Here is a 24,359-nt window from a genome sequence, read left to right as displayed (position 1 = left end):
AAAGAGTCACATGAAGTCATTACTCGACCTGTTCAAGCAATTCACGCCCGACGAGCATTTCGATGCGATCAAGATCGGCATGGCATCGCCCGAGAAGATCCGTTCGTGGTCTTTCGGCGAGGTGAAGAAGCCCGAGACGATCAACTACCGCACCTTCAAGCCCGAGCGTGACGGCCTGTTCTGCGCCAAGATCTTCGGTCCCATCAAGGACTACGAATGCCTGTGCGGCAAGTACAAGCGCCTGAAGCATCGCGGCGTCATCTGCGAGAAGTGCGGCGTCGAAGTCACGCAGACCAAGGTCCGTCGCGAGCGCATGGGTCACATCGACCTGGCCGCACCGTGCGCGCACATCTGGTTCCTGAAGTCGCTGCCGTCGCGCCTGGGCCTGGTGCTCGACATGACGCTGCGCGACATCGAGCGCGTGCTGTATTTCGAAGCCTACGTGATCACCGACCCTGGCATGACGCCGCTGAAGAAGCGCGACATCATGTCCGAGGACGACTACGACACGAAGCGCCGTGAATTCGGCGACGAGTTCGTCGCCAAGATGGGTGCCGAAGGCATCCGCGATCTGCTCGAAGGCATCGAACTCGACAGCGAGATCGAGCGCCTGCGTGGCGACCTGACCGGCTCCGAAGTCAAGGTCAAGAAGAACTCCAAGCGCCTGAAGGTGCTCGAGGCCTTCCGCAAGTCGGGCATCAAGCCGCAATGGATGGTGCTCGAAGTGCTGCCCGTGCTGCCGCCGGACCTGCGTCCCCTGGTGCCCCTGGACGGTGGTCGTTTCGCGACCTCCGACCTGAACGACCTGTATCGCCGCGTCATCAACCGCAACTCGCGCCTGCGTCGCCTGCTGGAGCTGAAGGCGCCGGAGATCATCGCGCGCAACGAGAAGCGGATGCTGCAGGAAGCGGTCGACTCGCTGCTGGACAACGGCCGTCGCGGCAAGGCCATGACGGGCGCCAACAAGCGTGCGCTGAAGTCGCTGGCCGACATGATCAAGGGCAAGAGCGGTCGCTTCCGCCAGAACCTGCTGGGCAAGCGCGTCGACTACTCGGGCCGTTCGGTCATCGTGGTGGGCCCGACGCTCAAGCTGCACCAGTGCGGCCTGCCCAAGCTGATGGCGCTCGAGCTCTTCAAGCCGTTCATCTTCTCGCGCCTCGAAGCCATGGGCATCGCGACGACGATCAAGGCGGCCAAGAAGGAAGTCGAATCCGGCACGCCGGTGGTGTGGGACATCCTCGAAGAGGTGATCCGCGAGCATCCCGTGATGCTCAACCGCGCTCCCACGCTGCACCGCCTGGGCATCCAGGCCTTCGAGCCGATCCTGATTGAAGGCAAGGCGATCCAGCTGCACCCGCTGGTCTGCGCGGCGTTCAACGCCGACTTCGACGGCGACCAGATGGCCGTCCACGTGCCGCTGTCGGTGGAAGCGCAGATGGAAGCCCGCACGCTGATGCTGGCCTCCAACAACGTGCTCTTCCCGGCTTCGGGCGAACCCTCGATCGTGCCGTCGCAGGACGTGGTGCTGGGTCTGTACTACACGACCCGCGATCGCATCAACGGCAAGGGCGAGGGCCTGATCTTCTCCGACCTCGGTGAAGTGCAGCGCGCGCTCGACGCCAACGAGGTCGAGCTGACCGCGAAGATCTCGGTGCGCATCACGGAATACACCAAGGACAAGGAAACCGGCGACTTCACGCCGTCGACCTCCCTGGTCTACACCACCGTGGGCCGTGCCCTGCTGTCCGAGATCCTGCCCAAGGGGCTGCCGTTCTCGAACATCAACAAGGCGCTGAAGAAGAAGGAGATCTCCAAGCTCATCAACGTCTCGTTCCGCAAGTGCGGCCTGAAGGAGACCGTGGTGTTCGCGGACAAGCTGCTTCAGAACGGCTTCCGTCTCGCGACCAAGGCCGGCATCTCCATCGCCATCGACGACATGCTGGTGCCGGCGGAGAAGCACGGCATCATCGATCGTTCGGCCAAGGAGGTGAAGGAGATCGAGCAGCAGTACGTCTCCGGTCTCGTGACCTCGGGCGAGCGCTACAACAAGGTGGTGGACATCTGGGGCAAGGCCGGCGACGAGGTGTCGAAGGTCATGATGGCCAAGCTGTCCAAGCAGAAGGTCATCGATCGCCACGGCAAGGAAGTCGAGCAAGAATCCTTCAACTCCATCTACATGATGGCCGACTCGGGTGCGCGCGGTTCCGCCGCGCAGATCCGCCAGGTGGCCGGCATGCGGGGTCTGATGGCCAAGCCCGACGGCTCCATCATCGAGACGCCCATCACGGCGAACTTCCGTGAAGGCCTGAACGTGCTGGAGTACTTCATCTCCACGCACGGCGCCCGCAAGGGCCTGGCCGACACGGCGCTCAAGACCGCGAACTCGGGCTACCTGACGCGTCGCCTGGTCGACGTGACGCAGGATCTGGTCGTGATCGAGCAGGACTGCGGCACGCACGGCGGTTATCTGATGCGCGCCATCGTCGAAGGCGGCGAGGTCATCGAATCGCTGCGCGACCGCATCCTGGGCCGCTCCGCCGCCGACGACGTGCTGCACCCGGAAACGCAGGCCGTGCTGCTCAATGCCGGCCAGATGTTCGACGAAGACAACATCGAGATGCTCGAGTCGCATGGCGTCGACGAGGTCAAAGTGCGTACCGCGCTGACCTGCGAGACGCGCTTCGGCATCTGCGCGACCTGCTATGGCCGCGACCTGGGTCGTGGTGGCCTGATCAACATTGGCGAAGCGGTCGGCGTGATCGCCGCGCAGTCGATCGGCGAGCCCGGCACGCAGCTGACGATGCGGACCTTCCACATCGGTGGCGCGGCATCGCGCGCGGCCATCGCGTCCAACGTGGAAGCCAAGTCGAACGGCTCGATCGGCTTCAACGCCACGATGCGCTACGTGACGAACAGCAAGAACGAGCTGGTCGTGATCTCGCGTTCGGGTGAGATCGTCATCCACGACGAGCATGGCCGCGAGCGCGAACGTCACAAGGTGCCCTACGGCGCCGTGCTGTCGGTCAAGGCCGACCAGCAGGTCAAGGCCGGCGCCATCCTCGCCAACTGGGATCCGCTCACGCGACCCATCATCACGGAATTCGCCGGTCAGGCGAAGTTCGAGAACGTCGAGGAAGGCCTCACCGTGGCCAAGCAGGTCGACGAGGTGACCGGTCTGTCCACGCTGGTGGTGATCGATCCGAAGCGTCGTGGCGCGGCCAAGGTCGTGCGTCCGCAGGTCAAGCTGGTGGATGCGCAGGGCCAGGAAGTGAAGATCCCCGGCACCGACCACTCGGTGACGATCGGCTTCCCGATCGGCGCCCTGGTGCAGATCCGCGACGGCCAGGACGTGGGTCCGGGCGAGGTGCTGGCGCGCATTCCGGTCGAAGGCCAGAAGACGCGCGACATCACCGGCGGTCTGCCTCGCGTGGCCGAGCTGTTCGAGGCCCGCTCGCCCAAGGACAAGGGCATGCTGGCCGAGATGACCGGTACCGTGTCGTTCGGCAAGGAGACCAAGGGCAAGCTGCGCCTGCAGATCACCGACCCCGAAGGCAACGTCTACGAGGAGCTCGTGCCCAAGGAGAAGAACATCCTGGTGCACGAAGGCCAAGTGGTGAACAAGGGCGAGAGCGTGGTCGACGGACCGGCCGATCCGCAGGACATCCTGCGTCTGCTGGGCTCGGAGGAACTCGCGCGCTACATCGTCGACGAAGTGCAGGACGTCTATCGTCTGCAGGGTGTGAAGATCAACGACAAGCACATCGAGGTGATCGTTCGCCAGATGCTGCGCCGCGTCGTGGTCGACAACATCGGCGACACGACCTACATCTCCGGCGAACAGATCGAACGCAGCGAAATGCTCAACACCAACGACGCCCTGCGCGCCGAAGGCAAGATCCCCGCGACGTTCACCAATCTGCTGCTGGGTATCACGAAGGCATCCCTGTCGACCGACTCGTTCATCTCCGCCGCATCGTTCCAGGAAACGACGCGCGTGCTGACCGAAGCGGCCATCATGGGCAAGCGCGACGAGCTGCGCGGTCTGAAGGAGAACGTCATCGTCGGCCGCCTGATCCCCGCGGGCACCGGCATGGCGTACCACCAGGCACGCAAGGCCAAGGACCTGATGGACGAGGCCGAGCGCCGCGCGATCGCCGACTCCGAAGCCGCCGAACTGGCGGGCTCGGGCAGCGACGACGCCACGGCGACGACCGTCGATGCGAGCGAAGGCGCGGCGGCCGAGTAACTTCGGTGCCTCGCGCTCGACTCACGGGTACCGGTTCATGACCGGTAGCCTTGCACGCCCCCTTTCCGTCCGCGGAAAGGGGGCGTTTCTACGACCACTGCACGCGCCATGATCGCCTTGCCCGAATCGTTCGGCTACTGGATCGGTCTGGCCGTGTTGCTGTTCTGGTTCGTCGGGGCCTACAACCGCCTGGTGCGCCTGCGCTCGGCGACCCTGCAGGCCTATGCGGCGCTGGACGCCGCCCTGGTCCGGCAACTCGATTTCGTCCAGGCCCAGGCCGTGGCCACGCTGGCGGCCCATGCCGATGCGGCCGCGCCTTCCGAAGGGTCCGGCGACGATCGGCCGGCAGACGGGACCTCGGAAGAGGGCGCTCCCGCGCCCGCCGCGACGACCGTCCCGGGCCCGGCGGCCTATGTGTCCCTCAAGGCCACCACGACCCAGCTGTCGACCCAGCTGGCCGCGACGCGTCTGCGTCCGCTCGATCCCCAGCGCATGGCAGCGCTCGATACCGCGCTGCATGTGATGCTGGGTGTCTGGCAGACCCTCCACCCCGATGCGGTGGTGCGCTTCGCCACCGCCGCCGTCGGCGAGGAGGCGGCCGGCCTGCCCATCGCCTGGCCCGAACCCTCGCCCGATGCCGAAGTGGCACGCGGCCGCTTCAATCTCGCTGTCGCCAACTACAACGGCGCGATCCGGCAATTTCCGGCCGTGCTCGTCGCCTGGGTGATGCGCATGCATCGCGCCGCACCGTTGAGGTGAGCGCCTAATCCTGACTCATTTACCATCGGCGCAACTTGTCCCAAGACTTTCCTACTCCTTCTGCTGCTGTTCTTCCTTCGCAGCCACCGCTCTGGCGCCAGCTCCAGCTGACCGCAGGTGCGCTGGCCGCCATCCGCGGTGGCATGTCGGGTTCGGTCGCCTTCGAGGCCGTCGAGCCGGCCCTACGCCCCGGTGTCCAGTCGCTGGGGTTCCAGGTGCTGCGCCGACTCGGCCGCGCCGAGGCCTTGCGCCGCCATCTCGCCAAACGCACGCCGCCACCCCAGGCCGACGCGCTGCTGTGCACCGCCCTCGCATTGGCCTGGGATCCCGACGCGGCGCCCTACGAGGCCTTCACGCTGGTCGACCAGACGGTCGAAGCCGCCAAGCGCAATCCGGCCACCCGCGCGCAGGCCAGCTTCGTCAATGCCTGTCTGCGCCGCTTCCTGCGCGAGCGCGACGAGCTGGTCGCGGCCACCGAGCACGAGCCGGTCGCCCAATGGAATCATCCACGCTGGTGGATCGAGCGGCTCCGGCGCGACCACCCGCGCGAATGGCAGCGCGTGCTGCAGGCTAGCAACCGGCAGGCGCCGATGACGCTGCGCGTCAATGTGCGTCGCACGAGCGTCGCCGACCACCTAAATGCCCTGCGCGAGGTGGGACTCGATGCGATACCGGTCGGCGCCAGCGGCCTGCAGCTCGCCCAGGCGCGGCCGGTCCATCAGCTGCCGGGCTTCGATGCGGGCGAGAGTTCGGTACAGGATGCCGCGGCGCAGCTCGCCGCGCCCCTGCTCCTGAAAGGCCTGACGCCCGGCATCGAAGGAACGCCGCTGCGTGTGCTGGATGCCTGCGCCGCGCCGGGCGGCAAGACCGCCCACCTGCTTGAAGCCAGTGGTTCGCTCCCGATCGAGGTGACGGCGATCGAGGTCGACGCCGTGCGCAGCCAGCGGATCGGCGAGACCCTGTCCCGCCTGGGGCTGGAGGCACAGGCGCGGGTGCGGGTGGCCGATGCCGGTCGTCCGGCTTCATGGTGGGACGGCGTGCCCTTCGACGCCATCCTGCTCGATGCGCCCTGCACGGCCTCGGGCATCGTGCGGCGCCACCCGGACGTCCGCTGGTTGCGGCGCGAAAGCGACACCGCGCAACTCGCGCTCCAGCAGGCGATGCTGCTGGCTGCGCTGTGGCCGCTGGTGCGTCCGGGCGGCCGACTGCTCTATTGCACCTGTTCGGTCTTTCGCGAGGAAGGCTCGCACCAGATCGAGGCGTTCCTTGCACACAACACCGATGCGCGATTGAGGCCTTCGCCAGGCCATTTGCTGCCGCAGTCGGGCTCGAATGCCCACGGCGTCCCGGACAATGCCCTCGGTGACCACGACGGCTTCTTCTACGCACTGCTCGAAAAGACCTTCCGCTGACCCGCTGTCGGCGGAGCGCCTCGATGCGCATGGAAGACGTGATTTCCTTCGGGGCCTGCTGCTGGTCTGGACCGCCTCGGCGGTCGTCGGCGCACCGGTGCCGGCCCGCGCGCAGTCGGCCCACAACGCCAGCGTCACGCAGATGCGGCTCGAACGCAGCGACGATGGCATCTATCTCAACGCCAATGTCGACTTCCAGCTGCCCACGCTGATCCAGGAAGTGCTCGACAAGGGCATCGCGATCCATTTCGTCGCCGAGGCCGAGGTCTTCCGGGAGCGCTGGTACTGGACCGATCGCCGCGTCGCCCATGCCACGCGCCAGTTGCGCGTGGCGTTCCAGCCCCTCACGCGCCGCTGGCGCGTCAACGTGGTGCCGACCAACGGCAGCACGGGACTGGGCGTGCAGCTCAACCAGAATTTCGACACGCTCGACGACGCGCTCGAGAGCGTCAAGCGCATCGGCCGGCTGCGCCTGGGCGACGTGGGCGACATCGCCGAGGACACGACGCATCTCGTGGTGTTCCGCTTCAGACTCGACACGTCGCAACTGCCGCGACCGTTCCAGATCGGCGTGGTGGGTCTGGCCGACTGGGACATCTCGGTCGAGCGCAGCGCGCGTCTGGCCATGGAGAAGAGCCCATGACGCCGGGGCGGGGCGCATCGACCGGCCCCGTCGTCACGGGCGAGGGCGCGCCACGCGCCGCGCATCGTGCCAAGGCGGTGCGCTGGGCCATCGGCGTGATCGCGGCGCTGGTCACGGCGATCGGCCTGGTGCTCATGTTCCTGCTCGCGGTGTCGACCAACAACCGCGTGTTCTACGAAGAGAACTACACGCGTCTCTTCGGCATCAACGTGGTCGTCGCCACGCTCCTGCTGCTGGTGATCGGCTGGGTCGCCGTGCGGCTGGTGCGACGCCTGCGGCAGGGCAAGTTCGGCAGCCGGCTGCTGATCAAGCTGGCTGCCATCTTCGCGCTGGTGGGAGTGGTGCCGGGCGTGCTGGTGTATTTCGTCTCCTACCAGTTCGTCTCGCGCTCGATCGAGAGCTGGTTCGACGTCAAGGTCGAGGGCGCGCTCGATGCCGGTCTCAACCTCGGTCGCGCCACGCTCGATTCGCTCGCGGACGACCTGGCCGTCAAGACGCGCGCGGCGAGCGGTCAGCTCTCCCAGGTCGCCGACGCCAGCGCCGGCCTGGCACTCGAACGCATCCGCGACCAGCTCGACGCCAGCGACGTCGTGCTGTGGACCGGTACCGGCCAGCTCGTCGCCGGGGCGGGGGCATCGCGCTTCCAGATCAATCCGGAGCGGCCGACGCAGCAGCAGCTGCGGCAGGTGCGCGCCGAGCGACCCATCGCCCACATCGAGGGGCTGGACGAAGCACCGACGGTGCAGGGCGCTTCGCTGCCGGCGGCCGTCGTGCGGGCACTGGCGCTGGTGCAGCGCCCGGGCTTCGAATTCAACACCGAGCCGCGCTTCCTGCAGGTGACGGTGCCCTTGCCGCCGGCCGTGGTGGCCAATGCGCTGGCGGTGCAGGAGGCCAATCGCGAGTACCAGGAACGCTCGCTCGCTCGCGAAGGCCTGCGGCGCATGTACATCGGCACGCTCACGCTGTGCCTGTTCCTGGCCGTCTTCGGCGCCGTCCTGCTGGCCGTGTTGTTCGGCAACGGACTCGCACGGCCATTGCTGGTGCTCGCCGATGGCGTGCGCCAGGTCGCCGCCGGCGATCTGCGGCCGACGGCGGTGCTGCAGGGCAAGGACGAACTCGGAGGCCTCACGCGCTCGTTCGCCGTCATGACGCAGCAGCTCGCCGATGCCCGCGCGGCCGTCGAGAAGACCGTGGGCGAGCTCGACGCCGCGCGTGGCAACCTGCAGACCATCCTCGACAACCTGACCTCCGGCGTGATCGTGCTCGACGCGGCGGGCACGGTGCTCTCGACCAATCCGGGCGCGACCCGCGTGCTGCGCGCGCCGCTGGCGGCCTACGAGGGTCGTCCGCTGCGCGACGTGCCGGGCCTGGCCGACTTCGCGCAGAACGTCCAGCAGCAGTTCGACGACTTCGAGGTCGAGCGCATCCATCACGGGCTCGACCACTGGCAGCACGCCTTCGAACTGCGCGCGAGCAGCTTCGACATGGAGCAGGACGTCATCAGCCTGGTCGCGCGCGGCGCCGAACTCCCCAGCGCCGAGCGCCTGCTGGTGTTCGACGACATCTCCGAGATCGCCTCGGCCCAGCGCGCGCAGGCCTGGGGGGAGGTCGCGCGGCGCCTCGCGCACGAGATCAAGAATCCGCTCACGCCCATCCAGCTGTCGGCCGAACGACTGGAAATGAAGCTGTCGGGCAAGGTCGCGCCCTCGGAGCAGGCGGTCCTCACCAAGTCGGTCAAGACCATCGTCGACCAGGTCGACGCCATGAAGCGGCTGGTCAACGAATTCCGCGACTACGCGCGCCTGCCCGCGGCCGACCTGCGCCCCGTGGATCTGAATGCGCTGGTGACGGACGTCCTGCAGCTGTATGGCGCCGACACGCTGCCCGTGGTCCTGCGTTGCGAACTCGACGAACGCTGCCCGCCGGTGCGCGGCGATGCCCAGCAGATCCGCCAGATCATCCACAACCTGCTGCAGAACGCCCAGGATGCCGCCGAGGCAGCGATGAGCGCCACCGGCCGGGCTGGCGAAGTCACCCTGCGCACGCGCCTGGGGGATTCCGGCCGGCGCGTGCGTCTGACGGTGCAGGACACCGGTCCCGGCTTCGCCGAACATATCCTCAAGCGCGCCTTCGAACCCTACGTCACGACCAAGACGAAGGGCACCGGTCTGGGACTCGCGGTGGTCAAGAAGATCGCCGACGAACATGGCGCCCGCATCGAGCTTTCCAACCGTGTCGCCGATGGCACGACGACGGGGGCGCAAGTCTCGCTATCATTTGCCCTGGCCGTAGAGCCGCCGGGAGCGTCCGCTCACACCGACGAAGCCAGACCATCCATCGGCTGAGCGCCATCGACAAGGCGCTCGTCACATCGCGCACAGGCATCGATAGCACTCATGGCAAATATTCTCGTGGTCGACGACGAGCTGGGCATCCGGGACCTGCTCTTCGAAATTCTCAATGACGAAGGCCACCATGTGGAACTCGCAGAGAACGCCGCCGAGGCGCGCGCCGCGCGTCAGCGTGCCCGGCCCGATCTGGTGCTGCTGGACATCTGGATGCCCGACACCGACGGTGTCACGCTGCTCAAGGAGTGGTCGACGGCCGGTCTGCTGAGCATGCCCGTCATCATGATGAGCGGTCATGCCACCATCGATACGGCGGTCGATGCCACCCGCATCGGTGCCTTCGCCTTCCTCGAGAAGCCGATCACGATGCAGAAGCTGCTCAAGGCGGTCGAGCAGGGACTCGCGCGCGAGAGCGCCCGGCGTGCGGCCGCCAGCGTGGTGCCCGCGGCCAGCGGCTTCACGGCGCCGGTCACCACACTCGGCAGCGAGAGCGCGCTGATCACGCCATCGGCGGCCGCCTTCCCGGCGGCCTCGGCCACGGCGGTGGTCGATGCCGGACCCCAGTCGCGCCAGAGCTTCGACCTCGACCGTCCCCTGCGCGATGCGCGCGATGGCTTCGAGAAGGCCTATTTCGAATTCCACCTGGCCATGGAAGGCGGTTCGATGACCCGCGTGGCCGAGAAGACGGGACTCGAACGCACCCATCTCTACCGAAAGCTCAAGCAACTCGGTGTTGATTTGTCACGCGGCCGCCGCAACGCTGTATAATCGCGGGCTGCACTCATGGCCCGGTAGCTCAGTTGGTAGAGCAGCGGATTGAAAATCCGCGTGTCGTTGGTTCGATTCCGACCCAGGCCACCAAACACAGCAAGGCGCTGCGACTCCCAAGGTCGCAGCGCCTTTCTCATTGGGGCTTCCCCATCCCTCGAGAATGCGGGATTCATCGGCTCTGTCGGAGCGCTTCACGGATCGTCGACCTAAACTGGATCTGACACTCCGAGGAACATCCGATGACCACCGAGACGACCACCACCCCCACCGCCCTCCAGCTCCGCTCCCTGATCACATCCGAGGGCGAGCTCCAGCTGACGCTCGCCCAGGTCCCCATTCCCATCCCCGCCGACGACGAGGTGCTGGTGCGCCTGGAGGCCTCGCCCATCAATCCGTCCGACCTCGGGCTGCTGTTCGGCGCGGCCGACCTGGGCACGCTGCGGGTCGCGGGCACGCCGGCGCAGCCGATGGTCACCGCCCGCGTCCCGGAGGCCGCGATGAAGGCCATGGCGGGGCGGCTGGGCCAGTCGCTGCCGGTGGGCAACGAGGGCGCCGGACGGGTGGTCCGGGCCGGCGCGTCGTCCGCGGCCCAGGCGCTGCTGGGCCGGACCGTCGCCGTGCTCGGTGGCGCCATGTACGCGCAATATCGGTCGCTGCCGGCCGACCAGTGCCTGCTGCTGCCCGAGGACGCGACGCCCGCCGATGGCGCATCGTCCTTCGTCAATCCGCTGACCGCGCTCGGCATGGTCGAGACGATGCGACGCGAAGGCCACACGGCGCTGGTCCACACGGCGGCCGCTTCCAACCTCGGCCAGATGCTCAACCGCATCTGCCGGCAGGACGGCATCGGCCTGGTGAACATCGTGCGCCGGCAGGAGCAGGTGGACCTGCTGAAGTCGATCGGCGCGGTGCACGTGTGCGATGCCAGCGCGCCCACCTTCCTGCAGGACCTGACCGAAGCCCTCGTGGCCACCGGCGCCACCCTCGCGTTCGACGCCACCGGGGGCGGCCGGCTCGCGGGCCAGATCCTCGGCTGCATGGAGGCCGCGCTCAACCGGACGGCCGCCGAGTACAGCCGCTATGGCTCCACGACGCACAAGCAGGTCTATCTCTATGGCCGCCTGGACACCGGCGTGACCGAGATCAATGTCAACTTCGGCATGGCCTGGGGCATCGGCGGCTGGCTGCTGTTCCCCTTCCTGCAGAAGATCGGCCCCGAGGCGGTGCAGCGGCTCAAGCAGCGCGTCGCCAGCGAACTCAGGACCACCTTTGCCAGCCACTACGCGCGTGAGGTGTCGCTCGCCGAGATGCTGGATCCCGGGGCGATCGCGGTCTACGGCCAGCGCGCCACGGGCGAGAAATTCCTGCTGAATCCCAGCAGGGACCTGACGCCGCCCGCCGGCTTCTGAGGAGGGCGGCGCCGCGCACGGCGCCCCGTGTCCGCCGGCCGGCTCACATCGGCGGCGCGAGCGGGCTTTCCAGCATCGGCGCTGGATGGATGCGCACGATGCGCAAGGCGTCCGGTTCCTCGACCAGCACGCAGGTCTTGCCGGTGCGCCTGCAGTGGTCCCGCACCCGCCAATACGCGCCGTGACTCAGGCAGCCGGTCTGGCAGATCACCAGATCGGCGGCCACGAGGCTGTCCTCCAGCCGCGCCAGGTCGTCCGCGCTCTCCACCCGCAGCGCGACCGGATCCGCGGTCGACGCGACGCGCAGCGTGGTCGCCGCATCGCCTCGCGTCTCCTGCGCGTGTTCCGTCTCCTGCGCCTCCTGCGGCGGCAATGGCAATGGCAATGGCACTGGCGATGGCGAGTCGCGGTGCGGCTCGTGCCAGCGCTCGCGCAGCAGTTCCTGGACCCGTGCGATCAACACGCCAGCACGATCGGCCAGCACCAGCCGCCGGGGCGATCCGTGTCGGGCGGCATCGAATCCGGCGTGCCGCTGAGCCTGCCAGGCCCGGGCGGTATCGCGCACGATGACGGCCGCGCGCAGCCGCACGACCTGCGCCTGCAGGCGTGCGATCTCCCGTGACTGCATCACGACCAGATCGCTGCAGCGCGTCTGCGCCTGGCCATGCTGCCGCAGCAGCGCGAGATGTTCGTTGATCAGATCGTCGACGTCGTTGGGACCCGGGTGCATGGAACCTCCTGGAGGTGGAATGGAGCGGCTCGCGTTCCCCGATGCGGGCCCGGCGCGCGGCAGGCGAGACCGCCGCAAGGCCGGCATCGCGATGAAGTGGAATATTAAATGAGAAAGATTCGCATTTGTTGTAGTATTCGGATCTTGAAAGGGGCATCGCGATGCGCCTCTCGCCAGTTTCATCGTGGGGCGACCCGAGACCGTCGAACGTCTCCAAGGTCGTTTTTTGCTAGCCATCGGTTCGTCCGGCCAGCCATGCATTTTTTCCACGCACCGCCAGCGCGCGATCGCTCGTCGCGCCAGCGTCCTTCCGTCTTCCTCGTTTCCCTTCCGATCCCTCGGACAAAGCATGGCGCCCCTGGACAAACTCAAGCACATCGGATTGAAAGCCACCCTGCCGCGCATGCAGGTGCTCGAGCTCTTCGAGCGCAGCGCCCAGCGCCATCTCGCGGCCGAGGATGTCTATCGCCAGATGCTGGCGCTGGGCACCGACCTGGGCCTGGCCACGGTCTACCGCGTGCTGGCGCAGTTCGAGCAGGCCGGACTGCTCAAGAAGAGCCAGCTGGGCGCCGGCAAGGCCGTCTACGAACTCAACGATGGCGAACAGCACCACGGGCACCTGGTGTCGCTCGCCGACGGCGCCGTCCACGAATTCTTCGATCCGCAGATCGAGGCCCGGCTCGCGGCCATCGCGCGCGAGCGGGGCTTCGAGATGGACGACTACGTGGTGACCGTCTTCGGCCGACCGGCCTGAACCGCGTCGGCCACCTGCGGGTGCGCCAGGTCCGGCCGGGCGCGGCGGCCATCGGGGCGCGCTGCAATCCACATGCTGATTTCGCGGGCATCGCGTCGCAAGCCGCGCCAGTCAACGGTTTCGGCAAAAGCCCACAAGGTTGTGCACAAAGTTGTCCACAGTTCACGGGCAAAACTCCGGTGGTCCGCGGGCCTGCTTTCGGCATTCTTCCGACCGGCCTCGATCGCCGCGCGGCATGCTGGACGCGGTCCGCCGGCCGCGCTACGCTGCGCGGCTCCGGCGCCCACCCATGGCCACCGCGGGACATCGAGCGAACCATCATCTTCCGATCCGAAGGGCCCTTCTTGAAAGTCGATCAACCGCATCGCATCGTCATCGTCGGCGGAGGCGCCGGTGGACTGGAACTGGCCACGCGCCTGGGCAACAGGCTCGGCAAGCCGGGCAAGGCCCACATCACCCTGATCGACAAGGCACGCACCCATTTCTGGAAGCCCCACCTGCACGAGATCGCCGCCGGCAGCGTCGACCTCAACGAGCATGCGACCAACTACCTGGCGCAATCGCACTGGCATGGCTTCCGCTATCGCATCGGCGAGGTCACCGGCCTGGACCGCGCGCGCCGCAAGGTCCTGGTGGCTTCGGCGCACGACGACGAAGGCCTGCCCATCACGCCGGCCTACGAGCGCGACTACGACACGCTGGTGCTCGCCGCGGGCAGCCAGACCAACGACTTCGGCACGCCCGGTGTCGCCGAGCACGCCATCGCATTGGAGACGCCCAAGGAGGCCGAGCGCTTCCACAGCCGCCTGGTCAACGCCTGCATGAGCGCCCACGTGCGTGGCACGCAGAACGAATCGCGCCTGGTGGAGATCGCCATCATCGGCGCCGGTGCCACGGGCGTGGAACTGGCGGCGGAACTGCATCGATCGATGCGCACGCTGGTGTCCTATGGCCTGGACAGCATCGACCCCGAGACCGACATCCGCATCCACCTGATCGAGGCCGGCCCGCGCATCCTGCCGCCGCTGTCCGAGCGCATCGCGCAGGCGGCCACGAAGCTGCTCGTGGACATGGGCGTGCGGGTGATGGTCGGCACGCGCGTCACGGCGGTGATGCCGGATGGCGTGCAGCTGGCGGACGGTCGGTTCCTGCGCGCCCAGCTGGTCGTGTGGGCGGCGGGCGTCAAGGCCGCGCCGTGGCTCAAGGACCTCGCCGGCCTGGAGACCAACCAGCTCAATCAGCTGGTGGTCGGCCCGACCCTGCAGACCACGCGCGACGAGGCGATCTTCGCCATCGGCGACTGCGCCGCCGCGCCCTGGCTCAAGCATGGCGGCAACGTGCCGCCACGGGCCCAGGCCGCGCACCAGCAGGCCTCGCATCTGGCGCGCGAACTGGCACGGCGCCTGCGCGGCCAGCCGGTGCGCGAATGGCAGTACCGCGACTTCGGCTCGCTGGTATCGCTGGGCAATCGCTCGCCCGTGGGCAACCTGATGGGCGGCCTGATCGGCGGCAACCTGTGGGTCGAGGGATTCTTCGCCCGCATGATGTATCAGTCGCTCTTCAAGATGCACGAGGTGGCCATCCACGGCGCCTGGAAGACGGCCCTGGGCACCGCGTCCCGGGCCCTGACGCGGCGCACCGAGCCGCGCGTCAAGCTGCACTGAGGCGGCTTCAGGCCGGGCTCGACCGCAGCCCGTACACCTTGCCGCCGGCGAACAGGTATTCGACCCGCAGCACCGCGGTCTCGCCCTGCTCGTCCTGGGTCGTGAAGCCGACGGCGGCGATGCGATCGCCGGGCTTGATCTCGGCCACGTTCCAGGCCGACATGCGCGTGAGCGGCGCGAGCTCGACGGTCCAGCGTCGATCGGTGCGCCGCGGCGCCACCGCCCGGGCCAGCAGCGCCGGGCCGTCGACGCTGGCGCTCTGCGCCGGCACCGGGCGTCGCGCCAGGTCGGCCGGCACGGCCAGTCCGGACGGCGGCTCGAGCGTCAACTCGGCATGCGGGTTCTGCCACCGGCTGGCGACGACGCGGCCTTCGAGGTAGATCGGTCGCTGCTGGTCGAACCCGCTCCAGCCGTGGTGCGCCCATGCGGGCCCTCCGGCCAGGGGCGTGGCGACCACCGCGGCGGCGGCGAGCACGAGGCGGCGGCGCGACGCGTCGATGCCGGCGCGCGCCAGCGGGGAGGACAACGGGGCATCCGAGGGGAAGGGCGTCATGGCGGAACTCCTGGAGTGGGACGGTCGATCGATTCAGTAGGCCAGCCAGCGTCCGCAGATCAGGACGCCGAGCCAGAGCGCAGTGGACACCAGCATCTGTAGCCGCGCCGTCAGGTCGAGTTTGCGCAGCGAGCCGCGCCCATGGAACCAGGCGGCGTTGCAGCCGGCCAGCGTCAGCAGGCCCATCTTGACGAGGAAGGTGCGTTGGGCGAGCAGGTCGGCCGCCTGCGTGGCGAACATCAGCAGGCCGCTGGCCGCCGCCAGCGCGAAGCCCGCCAGCGCCAGCCCGAGCGACAGCCGCGCGAGCGGCGCCACCGGCAGCGCCGCGATCCCGCCCCAGACGCGGATCTCGAGGGCCACGAGGTTGCCCAGCAGCAGGGCGATGCCGAGGATGTGGAGGGTTTCGAGCGCCGGATAGGCCCACGGATTGGATTGCAGCGCGGCGAGTGGCATGGTCCGTCGATGATGCCCGGACGAGGCGGTGATGGGAGACCGCCAAAAACCAGGGGTCGATGTGGAGGCGCACCGTTTTCGGGCGGCGGCGACGGTATAAGAGATGTTCGCGCGCCGATGGCCACGACACGTTTTCTCCCAGGTCGGTGCGCTTGAATGATCCCCGAAGCAGATAGATGAACAAACAAGAAGACGAACCGGGCCGCGACCCGGTTCCGACGGCAGGCGAGCGCGCCGCGTCCCCCGGCAGGCCGGCCGCTTCGGCCCCTGCCACGGCCTCCGGTGCGACCGCATCGGCCGCCGCCGACACCACCGGGGCCGGGATCGACAGCCAGAGGGCCATCGACATCGAGATCGAGGCCGACGCCACGCTCGGCTATGCCTCCATCCAGAACGCCGTGCCCGTGGTGCGTTCGCTGCGGCTGACGCACCGGGGCGAGCGCGCGCTGGTCGATGTCGAGGTGCGCATCGCATGCAATCCGCCCTTCGCCGAGGGCATCCGCCTGCGCTTCGACCGGCTGGCGCCGGGCGAGTCGCGCCGCATCGCGCCGGTGGACCTGCGACCCGACCACGCCTGGCTCGGCGAGCTGCAGGAATCGGTGCTCGCCGCCATCGAGGTCACGGTGCGCGCCGAGGGCCTGGAGATCGACCGGCAGGCGCGCGCCATCGAGGTGCTGGCCTATGACCAATGGGCCGGCACGCGCGCGCTGCCCGAGCTGCTGGCGGCCTTCTGCATGCCCAACAACCCGGCCGTCGACACCCTGGTGGGCAAGGCCTCGCGGCTGCTGCGCGAGACCCACAGCGAGCTGTCGATGAACGGCTACCAGTCCAAGAGCCGCGACCAGGTCTGGAAGCAGATCTCGGCGCTCTACAGCACGCTCGGCGCCGAGGGCCTGCAGTACGCCGAGCCGCCGGCCTCCTTCGGCAGCGACGGCCAGAAGATCCGCACGCCCGATCGCATCCTCGAGCACCGCGTCGCCACCTGCCTCGACCTGGCGATGCTGTTCGCCTCGGCCTTCGAGCAGGCCGGATTGCGGCCGGTGGTGCTGATCAAGGAGGGCCATGCCTGGGTCGGCGTCTGGCTGCATCCGGCGAGCTTCGCCGATCCGCTGACCGACGACGTGCAGGCCGTGCGCAAGCGCGTCGACAGCGGCGAGTTCCTGGTCTTCGAGACCACCGGCGTGGCCCACCACCACAGCCTGCGGCCGTCGCTGCGGGTGGCGATGGAGCAGGGCCTGGCGCACCTGCGCGACGACGACGGCTTCCGCTATGCCGTCGACATCCATCGCGCGCGCGAACTGCAGATCAAGCCGCTGCCCTCGCGCGCCGGCGCGCCGGGCGCCACCGGGGCCGGCGCGCCGGGCGAGGAACCGCCCGCGGCGATCGAGCCGACGCCGCTGCTGCCCGCGCTCGACGCCGACACGCTGGTCACGCTCGACGGCCCGGCCGACGACACGCCCGAGGGCCGGCTGGCCAAGTGGAAGTCGAAGCTGCTCGACCTGACGCTGCGCAACAAGCTGCTCAACTTCAAGCCGACCAAGGCCACGCTGCACCTGGTCGCGCCCGATCTGGCGCGGCTGGAGGATGCCCTGGCCGAGGGCCGCGACTTCCACCTGCGCGCATTGCCGCCATTGATGGAGGGCCTGGATCCGCGCGTGGCGCAGGTGCACGCCAGCCGCGGCACCGGCCGCGCGCCGCTCGACGACATGGCGCTCGATGCGCTGGCGCAGCACGAGCTGCTGGCGCGCGTGCAGCCCGACGCGCTCGACGGCCACCTGCTGGCCATCCACGCCGCCGCCCGCATCGGGCTCGAGGAGGGCGGCGCCAACACGCTCTACCTGGCGCTGGGCCTGCTGCAGTGGACCGAGGACGAGAAGGCCGAGACCGTGCACGGCGCGCCGATCCTGCTGATCCCGGTGACGCTGCAGCGCCAGTCGGTACGCGCCGGTTTCCGGCTCGCGCGGCACGACGACGAGGCGATCGTCAATCCGACCCTGCTGCAGCTGCTGCGCACCAACTTCGAGTTGCGCGTGACGGGGCTCGATGCCATCCCGGTCGACGAGAAGGGCGTCGACGTCGCGCGCGTGCTGCAGGCCTTCCGGCTGGCCGTGGCGGAGATCCCGAAGTGGGAAGTGCTGGAGCAGGCCCACCTGGGCATCTTCTCCTTCACCAAGTACCTGATGTGGCGCGACCTGCAGGACCGCACCGAGCAGCTCAAGGCCAACCGCGTGGTGCGCCACCTGATCGACCATCCGGGCGAGGCCTTCGCGCAGGAGCAGCACGACCCGGCCGAGTTCGAGCACCTCGACGAGACGCACCGGCCGCAGGACATCCTGGCGCCGCTGCTGGCCGACTCGTCCCAGCTCAAGGCCATCTGCGCCATCGACGCCGGACGCGACCTGGTGCTCGAGGGCCCGCCCGGTACCGGCAAGTCGCAGACCATCACCAACCTCATCGCGCATTCGCTCGCGCGCGGCAAGACGGTGCTGTTCGTGTCGGAGAAGATGGCCGCGCTTTCGGTCGTCCACCGGCGCCTGAACGACATCGGCCTGGGCCCGTTCTGCCTGGAGCTGCACTCGTCCAAGTCGAAGAAGTCGGAGGTGCTCCAGCAGCTCGCCGGCTCGCTCGACCTGGCCGGCCAGCGCACCGCCGACGACTGGTCGCGCGAGGCCGAGCGGCTCGCCGTGCTGCGCCAGGAACTCAATGGGCTGGTCGATGCGCTGCATCGCGAATATCCCAACGGCCTGACGGTCTACGAGGCCATGGGCACATCCATCGCGCATGCCGGCGAGCGCGCAGCGCCGATGCCCTGGAGCGATCCGCTCACGCACGATCGCGCCGCGCTCGACGCCCTGCGCGAGGCGGCGCGGCGCATCCAGGCGCTCGCCGGCGCCATCGGCGAGCTGCGCGGCCATCCGCTGGCGCTGATCGGGCGGCCCGACTGGTCGCCCGGCTGGGGCGACGACCTGATGGGCGCGGCGCAGGCGCTGGAGCGGGCCGCGACCGTCCTGCGCGAGCGCACCGCCACCCTGGCCGCGCAACTCGGCATCGGCGCGAGCGGCATGGGCCTGCGCGCGCACGGCCTGCTCGACGAACTCGCCGACCTGCTGCTGGCCGCGCCCGGCGTGCCCACCGGCCTGGCGCGCCAGGCGCACGACGCGCCCACGCGCGCCCGGCTGCAGGCGCTGGCGCGCCATGGCGCGGCCCGCAACGCCGCCTGGCTGCGGCTGGGCGATGGCTGGAGCGCGACGCTGGCCAAGCTCGATGCCGTCGCGCTGCTGGGCGAATGGTCGCTCGCGACCTCGACCTGGTGGCCGAAATCCTGGTTCGCCCAGCGCGCCGTCACGGGCCGGCTCTCGGGCTTCCGCGCCGATGGCCGGCGCCCGACGGCGGAGCAGGTGCGCACCATGCTCGGCCCGCTCGGCGAGATCAACGACGAGGACGCCTTCCTGCGCGCCGCCCAGGCCGATGCGCAGGCGCTGCTCGACGACGCCTATGCCGGTGCCGAGACCGACTGGAACGCGCTGGCCGCGCACGAGACCTGGGCCGCGCGCTTCGCCGAGGCCGTCGCGCGCCTGGCCGGCGGCGACGGCGCGCGCGCCGATGCCCTGCGCGCCGCGCTGCAACCCCTGGTGACCGAGCATCGCGCCACGCTGGCGGCGGGCGGCGCCGCCGGCCGCGCGCTGGTCGGCTATCGCGAGGCCTGGCTCGACCTGCGCCAGCATCTGGCGGCCGTCGAGGCCCTGGCGCAGCCGGTCGCGCCGCTGGTGGGCGACGAGGACGCCGATGGCGCGCTCGAGCGCCTGCGCGGCCTGATGCAGACCTGGCAGGGCGCCCGGCGCCTGCTGCAGCCGTGGTGCCTGTGGCGCAGCGCCCGCGAGGCGGCCATCGCGCGCGGCCTGCAGGGCGTCGTCGGCGACCTGGAGTCGGGCGCCATCGCGCTGGGCGAGGTCGAGTCGCACTTCGAGCTCGGCTATCGCAGCTGGTGGCTCAAGCGCGTCATCGACCGCGACCCGGTGCTGCGCGGCTTCTCCAGCGCCGACCACGAACGCAAGATCCGCGAATTCCGCGCCGCCGACCAGCGCTTCCAGAAGCTGACCGAGCGCTACATCGCCGCCACGCTCGCCGGCCGCATCCCGGCCGCCGGCGGTGCCGCCGCGAGCGCCGACAGCGAGCTCGGCCGCCTGCGGCGCGAGCGCCAGAAGCAGCGCGGCCACATGCCGGTGCGCCAGCTGGTGCAGGCCCTGCCGACGCTGCTGCCGCGCCTGAAGCCCTGCCTGCTGATGTCGCCACTGTCGGTGTCGCAGTACCTCGATGCCGGCTATGCGCAGTTCGACCTGGTGGTGTTCGACGAGGCCTCGCAGATCCCGGTGTGGGACGCGGTGGGCGTGATCGCGCGCGGCCGCCAGCTGGCCGTGGTGGGCGACCCCAAGCAGCTGCCGCCGACCAACTTCTTCAACAAGTCGGCCGAGCCCGAGGAGGGCGTCGCCGTCGAGGAGCAGGTGCAGGACCTCGAAAGCATCCTGGACGAATGCCTGGGCGCCGGCATGAACCGCCTGAGTCTGCAGTGGCACTACCGCAGCCGCCACGAGAGCCTCATCACCTTCAGCAACGTCACCTACTACGACTCGCGGCTGGTGACCTTCCCCTCGCCCGTGACCGACGACGTGGCGGTGCGCTTCGAGCGCGTGGCGGGCGTCTACGACCGCGGCGGCTCGCGCACCAACCGGGCCGAAGCCGATGCCATCGTGGCCGCCATCGAGGCGCACCACCTCGACCCCGCACGCTCGCACCTGACGCTCGGCGTGGTGACCTTCAACCAGCCGCAGCAGGCGCTCATCGAGACCCTGCTCGACGCCCGGCGCCGTGCCGCGCCGGCGCTCGACCGCGCCATCGCCGCGCGTTCGCAGGGCACCCAGGAGAAGCTGTTCATCAAGAACCTGGAGAACGTGCAGGGCGACGAGCGCGACGTCATCTTCTTCTCGATCACCTACGGCCCCGACGCGGCCGGCAAGATGACCATGAACTTCGGCCCGCTCAACGGCGAGGGCGGGCACCGCCGGCTGAACGTGGCGATCTCGCGGGCGCGCGAGGCGGTGGTGATCTTCAGCACCCTGCTGCCCGAGCAGATCGACTTGGCCCGCGTGCGCGCGGCCGGCGTGCGCGACTTGAAGCACTACCTGGAGTTCGCCATCCGCGGCGCGCGCGCGCTGGCCGCGCAGAGCACGCCCACCGGGCTCGACCCCGACAGCCCGTTCGAGGTGGCGGTGATCGGCATGCTGCGCTCGCGCGGCTGGGTGGTGCATCCGCAGGTCGGCTGCTCGGGCTACCGCATCGACCTGGCGGTGGTCGATCCGCGGGCGCCGGGACGCTACCTGGTGGGCATCGAGTGCGATGGCCGCACCTACCACTCCGGCGCCACCGCGCGCGACCGCGACCGATTGCGCCAGCATGTGCTCGAGAGCCTGGGCTGGCGGATCCACCGCATCTGGTCGACCGACTGGTGGCTCGATCCGGAAGGCGAGATCGGAAAGATCACCCGGCTGCTGGAGACACTGGTGACGCAGCCGGAAGAACCGGCGCAGGCCGAGCCGGCCATGGCGGTCGCCGACCCGGCGGCATCGACGTTCCCCGAGGAGGCCGCGACCCCGGACGCCGCCGCGCCACCGCCACCGCCACCGCCACCGCCACCGCCACCGCCCGCGAGCCTGACGGTCTACACGCCGGCCGCGCCAGGCGCCAACGATCCGGCGTCGTTCTTCGACGAGGAGTCCGAACCCGTGCTGGCGGCCCAGTTGCGCGAGGTCGCCGATGCCGAGGGCCCGTTGCCCGAGGTCACGTTGTTCGCCCGCGTGGCCCGCGCCTGGGGGTTGGAGCGGGTCAGCCCGCGCCTGGCCGACCGCCTGCGCGCGCTGGTGCCTGACGAGGTGCCCCGCACGACCGAGTCGGCCGTGGAGGAGGCGGGACCCGGCACGCGCTTCTACTGGTCGGCCGGCGCCGATCCCGGGGCGTCGGACGTGGCCCGCGTGGCCGACGACGAGCTGCCATCCTCCCGGCGCGCCGCCGAGGCGGTCTGCCTGGAAGAGCTGGCGAACCTGGTCAACCACGTGCTGCGCGAAGCCGGGCTGGCGACGCGGTCGGACATGGCGCGGTCGGTCTGCGAACTGATCGGCACGACCTCCATGACGATGCAGGCCGCGCGTCGCGTGGACCTCGCCATCGATCTCAGCGTCGCCGCCGGTGCCTTGATCGACGAGAACGGCAGCTTGCGGCCGGCCGACTGAGTCGACCTTCCGCGCTCGTTCCCGGGCGTCCGGCGGTCCGGTGGCACCGATGGCCGCTGAAGTACGAAGAATTAATTTTGTTCGACCCGGCGCGGCGGGGGTGGCTCGCCCTGGTCGAACGTGCGTCCATCAGCATCCGCTCACTCCTGTGCAGAGCCAGATGGGGCGTCGCCTGCCTGGCGGAATCAGGCAGAGATGCTTTATATAAATAAATAGAAAGTTTTATTTATTGGATGGATTTTTTCTTCAACTAATAAATAGAAAGTATTCTTTGTCTCCAAAAAGTGTCGTTTGATCAGTCGAATAGAAGCAGTTTTCCAAGTTTGTAAGCATTAGCTAGTAAATGGGATGTAACGAAAGATATATTTACATCCCCAGTATTAGTTTGACAGTTGTCTGCAATAGAAGTAATTCTTTTCTATTATTAAAACAACTGTAGACGCTTTCAAAGATGGAGATTTGCAATTGATGTCGACCCCTCTCAACGCCTCCGCCCCCAGCGCATCGCTTCGACGAAGCGACATCTGCCGAGCGGTCGCGATCCTGGGATGCCTGATGGTCGGCATGACCGACGTGGCCGCGCAGGTGCCCCCGAGCGCGGGTCAATTGCTCAACGAACAGCAGCGCACGCTGCCGCCGGCGCCGCCGGCCGGGGTGGCTCCGCCCACCACCGGTGTCGCGCCCGCCGCGCCCGCCGCCGATGCGTCCCAGAGCGCCGGTCTGGCCGTGCAGCTGCGCTCGGTGCGTTTTTCCGGCGCCACCGAGCTCGCCGCGTCCGAGAACCTGGCCGCGCTGGCCGCGCCTTCCATCGGCCGCACGCTCGGCCATGGCGAATTGCAGCAGATCGCCGAGGCGGCCACGCGCCAGCTGCGCGCCCGGGGTTACGTGCTCGCGCGCGCCTACCTGCCCCGGCAGGACCTGACCGAGGGCGACCTCGAGATCGCCATCGTCGCCGGCCGCCTGCAGTCGGGCGCCGACCGCATCGCCGTCCGCGGCCAGACACGCATCGATCCCGCGCGCCTGCGCGCCATCGCCGAGGCGGCGCTGCCCGAGGGCCGGCCGGTGCGCGGCGACGACCTCGAGCGCGCCGTGCTGCTGATCAACGACGTGCCGGGCATCACGGCGCGCTCGACGCTCGAACGCGGCAACGAGCCCGGCACCAGCCGCCTGGTGGTGGATGCCACTGAGGGCGCGCCGGTGCAGGGCAGCGCCTGGACCGACAACTACGGCAACCGCAGCACCGGCAGCGCCCGCGTCGGTGCGCAGGTGCTGCTCAACGATCCGCTGCGCCTGGGCGACGCGGCCTCGCTCGGCGTGTCGAAGTCCTCCGGCAGCACGGTGGCGCTGTTCAACTACAGCGTGCCGCTGACCGCCTCCGGCCTGCGGCTCAACGCCGGCGCCTCCTACCTGCGCTACCACGTCGACCAGGAGGCCTTCGAGCCGCTCGACCTGCGCGGCACGGCCAAGGCGGGCCAGCTCGGCCTGAGCTATCCGGTCCTGCGCACCCGCAATGCCAACCTCACGGCCAGCGCCACCTACGAGCAGCGCCGGCTCGACGACGACGCGCTGGGCGCGCGCGTGCGTTCCCGCCAGGTCGAAGGGCTGAGCTTCGCGCTCGCGGGCAACCGCATCGACACCTTCGCCGGTGGCGGCCTGTGGGACGGCGCGGCCGTGCTGACGGCCGGCCGCGCCGATCTGGGCGGCAATGCCGTCGACCGCATCGTCGACAGCCTGACCGCGCGCACCGACGGCAGCTTCCAGAAGGTGGTGCTGCGGGCCAACCGGCTGCAGAACCTGGGCGGCACGCCGGGCGCGGAATGGACCTTGTTCGCCGGCGCCACCGGCCAGCTCGCCAGCGGCAACCTCGACTCGTCGGAGAAGTTCATCCTGGGCGGCCCCTCGGGTGTGCGCGCCTATCCGGTGGGCGAGGCCGCCGGCGACCAGGGCGTGCTGGGCACGGTCGAGTTGCGCCGCAACATCGACATCGGCGGCGACCGCAAGCTGCAGGGCCTGGCCTTCGTGGACGCCGGCCGCGTGCGCCTGCACAAGAGCGCCTGGCCGGGTTCGCTGACCAACGCCGACGGCACCAACGAATACAGCCTGGCCGGCGCCGGTGTCGGCGCCAACCTGTGGATCGGACGCTGGACGCTGCGCGCGGCGGTGGCCCGCACCCTCGGCGACAACCCCGGGCGCAGCCTCGCGGGCCTCGACGCCGACGGCCGCAGCAGCAAGTGGCGCGGCTGGGTCCAGGCCGCCTACGCGTTCTGACCGGCCGCCGACCGACTGACCGACCGACCAACCGAATGATCCGTCGACCCCCCGCCGCCCGGCGC

14 protein-coding genes and 1 tRNA gene are annotated in these 24,359 nt (G+C 69.2%); 12 read left to right on the top strand and 3 right to left on the bottom strand.

Going from position 1 to position 24,359, the window contains the following annotated elements; translation table 11 throughout:
* Positions 1-10: 10 nt before the first annotated feature.
* The 8 genes from rpoC (at position 11) to AC1MLT_RS10770 (ending at position 11,588) form a co-directional block, all read left to right on the top strand.
* Positions 11-4,246 carry a DNA-directed RNA polymerase subunit beta' gene (rpoC, locus tag AC1MLT_RS10805; RefSeq protein ID WP_481032281.1) on the top strand — a complete coding sequence of 1,412 codons (4,236 nt, stop codon included), beginning with the start codon at positions 11-13 and terminating at the stop codon, positions 4,244-4,246.
* A gap of 108 nt (positions 4,247-4,354) precedes the next feature.
* Complete coding sequence (locus AC1MLT_RS10800) at positions 4,355-5,005, top strand: LemA family protein (protein WP_481032280.1); 651 nt, start codon at positions 4,355-4,357, stop codon at positions 5,003-5,005.
* A 35-nt stretch (positions 5,006-5,040) separates the two neighbouring features.
* Positions 5,041-6,417 (top strand): 16S rRNA (cytosine(967)-C(5))-methyltransferase RsmB, encoded by a 1,377-nt coding sequence (gene rsmB / locus AC1MLT_RS10795; protein ID WP_481032279.1) that lies wholly within the window; start codon positions 5,041-5,043, stop codon positions 6,415-6,417.
* Entirely contained in the window at positions 6,368-7,060 is a 693-nt protein-coding gene (locus tag AC1MLT_RS10790) for a DUF4390 domain-containing protein (protein ID WP_481032278.1), read from the top strand. Before rsmB ends, AC1MLT_RS10790 begins: the two co-directional genes overlap by 50 nt.
* The gene (locus AC1MLT_RS10785) at positions 7,057-9,405 is read left to right on the top strand and encodes a sensor histidine kinase (RefSeq protein ID WP_481032277.1); all 2,349 of its coding nucleotides are present in this window, start codon (positions 7,057-7,059) and stop codon (positions 9,403-9,405) included. The genes AC1MLT_RS10790 and AC1MLT_RS10785 overlap by 4 nt, the downstream gene beginning before the upstream one ends.
* Before the next feature lie 51 nt (positions 9,406-9,456).
* Entirely contained in the window at positions 9,457-10,176 is a 720-nt protein-coding gene (locus AC1MLT_RS10780) for a response regulator (RefSeq protein ID WP_481032276.1), read from the top strand.
* Positions 10,177-10,193: 17 nt separating this feature from the next.
* Positions 10,194-10,269, top strand: a tRNA-Phe gene (locus tag AC1MLT_RS10775).
* A gap of 149 nt (positions 10,270-10,418) precedes the next feature.
* A complete protein-coding gene (locus AC1MLT_RS10770; RefSeq protein WP_481032275.1) occupies positions 10,419-11,588 on the top strand; it encodes a zinc-binding dehydrogenase in 1,170 nt (389 codons plus the stop codon).
* A gap of 43 nt (positions 11,589-11,631) precedes the next feature.
* Here the strand turns inward: AC1MLT_RS10770 and AC1MLT_RS10765 are convergent, their stop codons facing one another.
* Entirely contained in the window at positions 11,632-12,318 is a 687-nt protein-coding gene (locus AC1MLT_RS10765; protein WP_481032274.1) for a DUF2325 domain-containing protein, read from the bottom strand.
* A 349-nt stretch (positions 12,319-12,667) separates the two neighbouring features.
* On the opposite strand from AC1MLT_RS10765, the gene AC1MLT_RS10760 reads away from it, so the two are divergent.
* A complete protein-coding gene (locus AC1MLT_RS10760; RefSeq protein ID WP_481032273.1) occupies positions 12,668-13,072 on the top strand; it encodes a ferric uptake regulation protein in 405 nt (134 codons plus the stop codon).
* A gap of 344 nt (positions 13,073-13,416) precedes the next feature.
* Positions 13,417-14,736, top strand: a complete 1,320-nt coding sequence (locus AC1MLT_RS10755; protein ID WP_481032272.1) for an NAD(P)/FAD-dependent oxidoreductase — start codon at positions 13,417-13,419, stop codon at positions 14,734-14,736.
* Between the two features lie 7 nt (positions 14,737-14,743).
* On the opposite strand, the gene AC1MLT_RS10750 is transcribed toward AC1MLT_RS10755, so the two are convergent.
* Positions 14,744-15,289 carry a DUF6152 family protein gene (locus tag AC1MLT_RS10750; protein ID WP_481032271.1) on the bottom strand — a complete coding sequence of 182 codons (546 nt, stop codon included), beginning with the start codon at positions 15,287-15,289 and terminating at the stop codon, positions 14,744-14,746.
* A 33-nt stretch (positions 15,290-15,322) separates the two neighbouring features.
* Complete coding sequence (locus AC1MLT_RS10745; protein ID WP_481032270.1) at positions 15,323-15,742, bottom strand: hypothetical protein; 420 nt, start codon at positions 15,740-15,742, stop codon at positions 15,323-15,325.
* Between the two features lie 176 nt (positions 15,743-15,918).
* On the opposite strand from AC1MLT_RS10745, the gene AC1MLT_RS10740 reads away from it, so the two are divergent.
* Both AC1MLT_RS10740 and AC1MLT_RS10735 read left to right on the top strand, forming a co-directional pair.
* Positions 15,919-22,026: a DUF3320 domain-containing protein gene (locus tag AC1MLT_RS10740; RefSeq protein WP_481032269.1), complete on the top strand. Its 6,108-nt coding sequence runs from the start codon at positions 15,919-15,921 to the stop codon at positions 22,024-22,026.
* Positions 22,027-22,494: 468 nt separating this feature from the next.
* On the top strand, positions 22,495-24,294 hold the full coding sequence (locus AC1MLT_RS10735) for a ShlB/FhaC/HecB family hemolysin secretion/activation protein (RefSeq protein ID WP_481032268.1): 1,800 nt from the start codon (positions 22,495-22,497) through the stop codon (positions 24,292-24,294).
* Positions 24,295-24,359 lie beyond the last annotated feature (65 nt).

It is taken from the genome of Variovorax sp. PEI5 (genome assembly GCF_056679935.1).
This window is presented reverse-complemented; position numbering and strand designations above follow the sequence as displayed.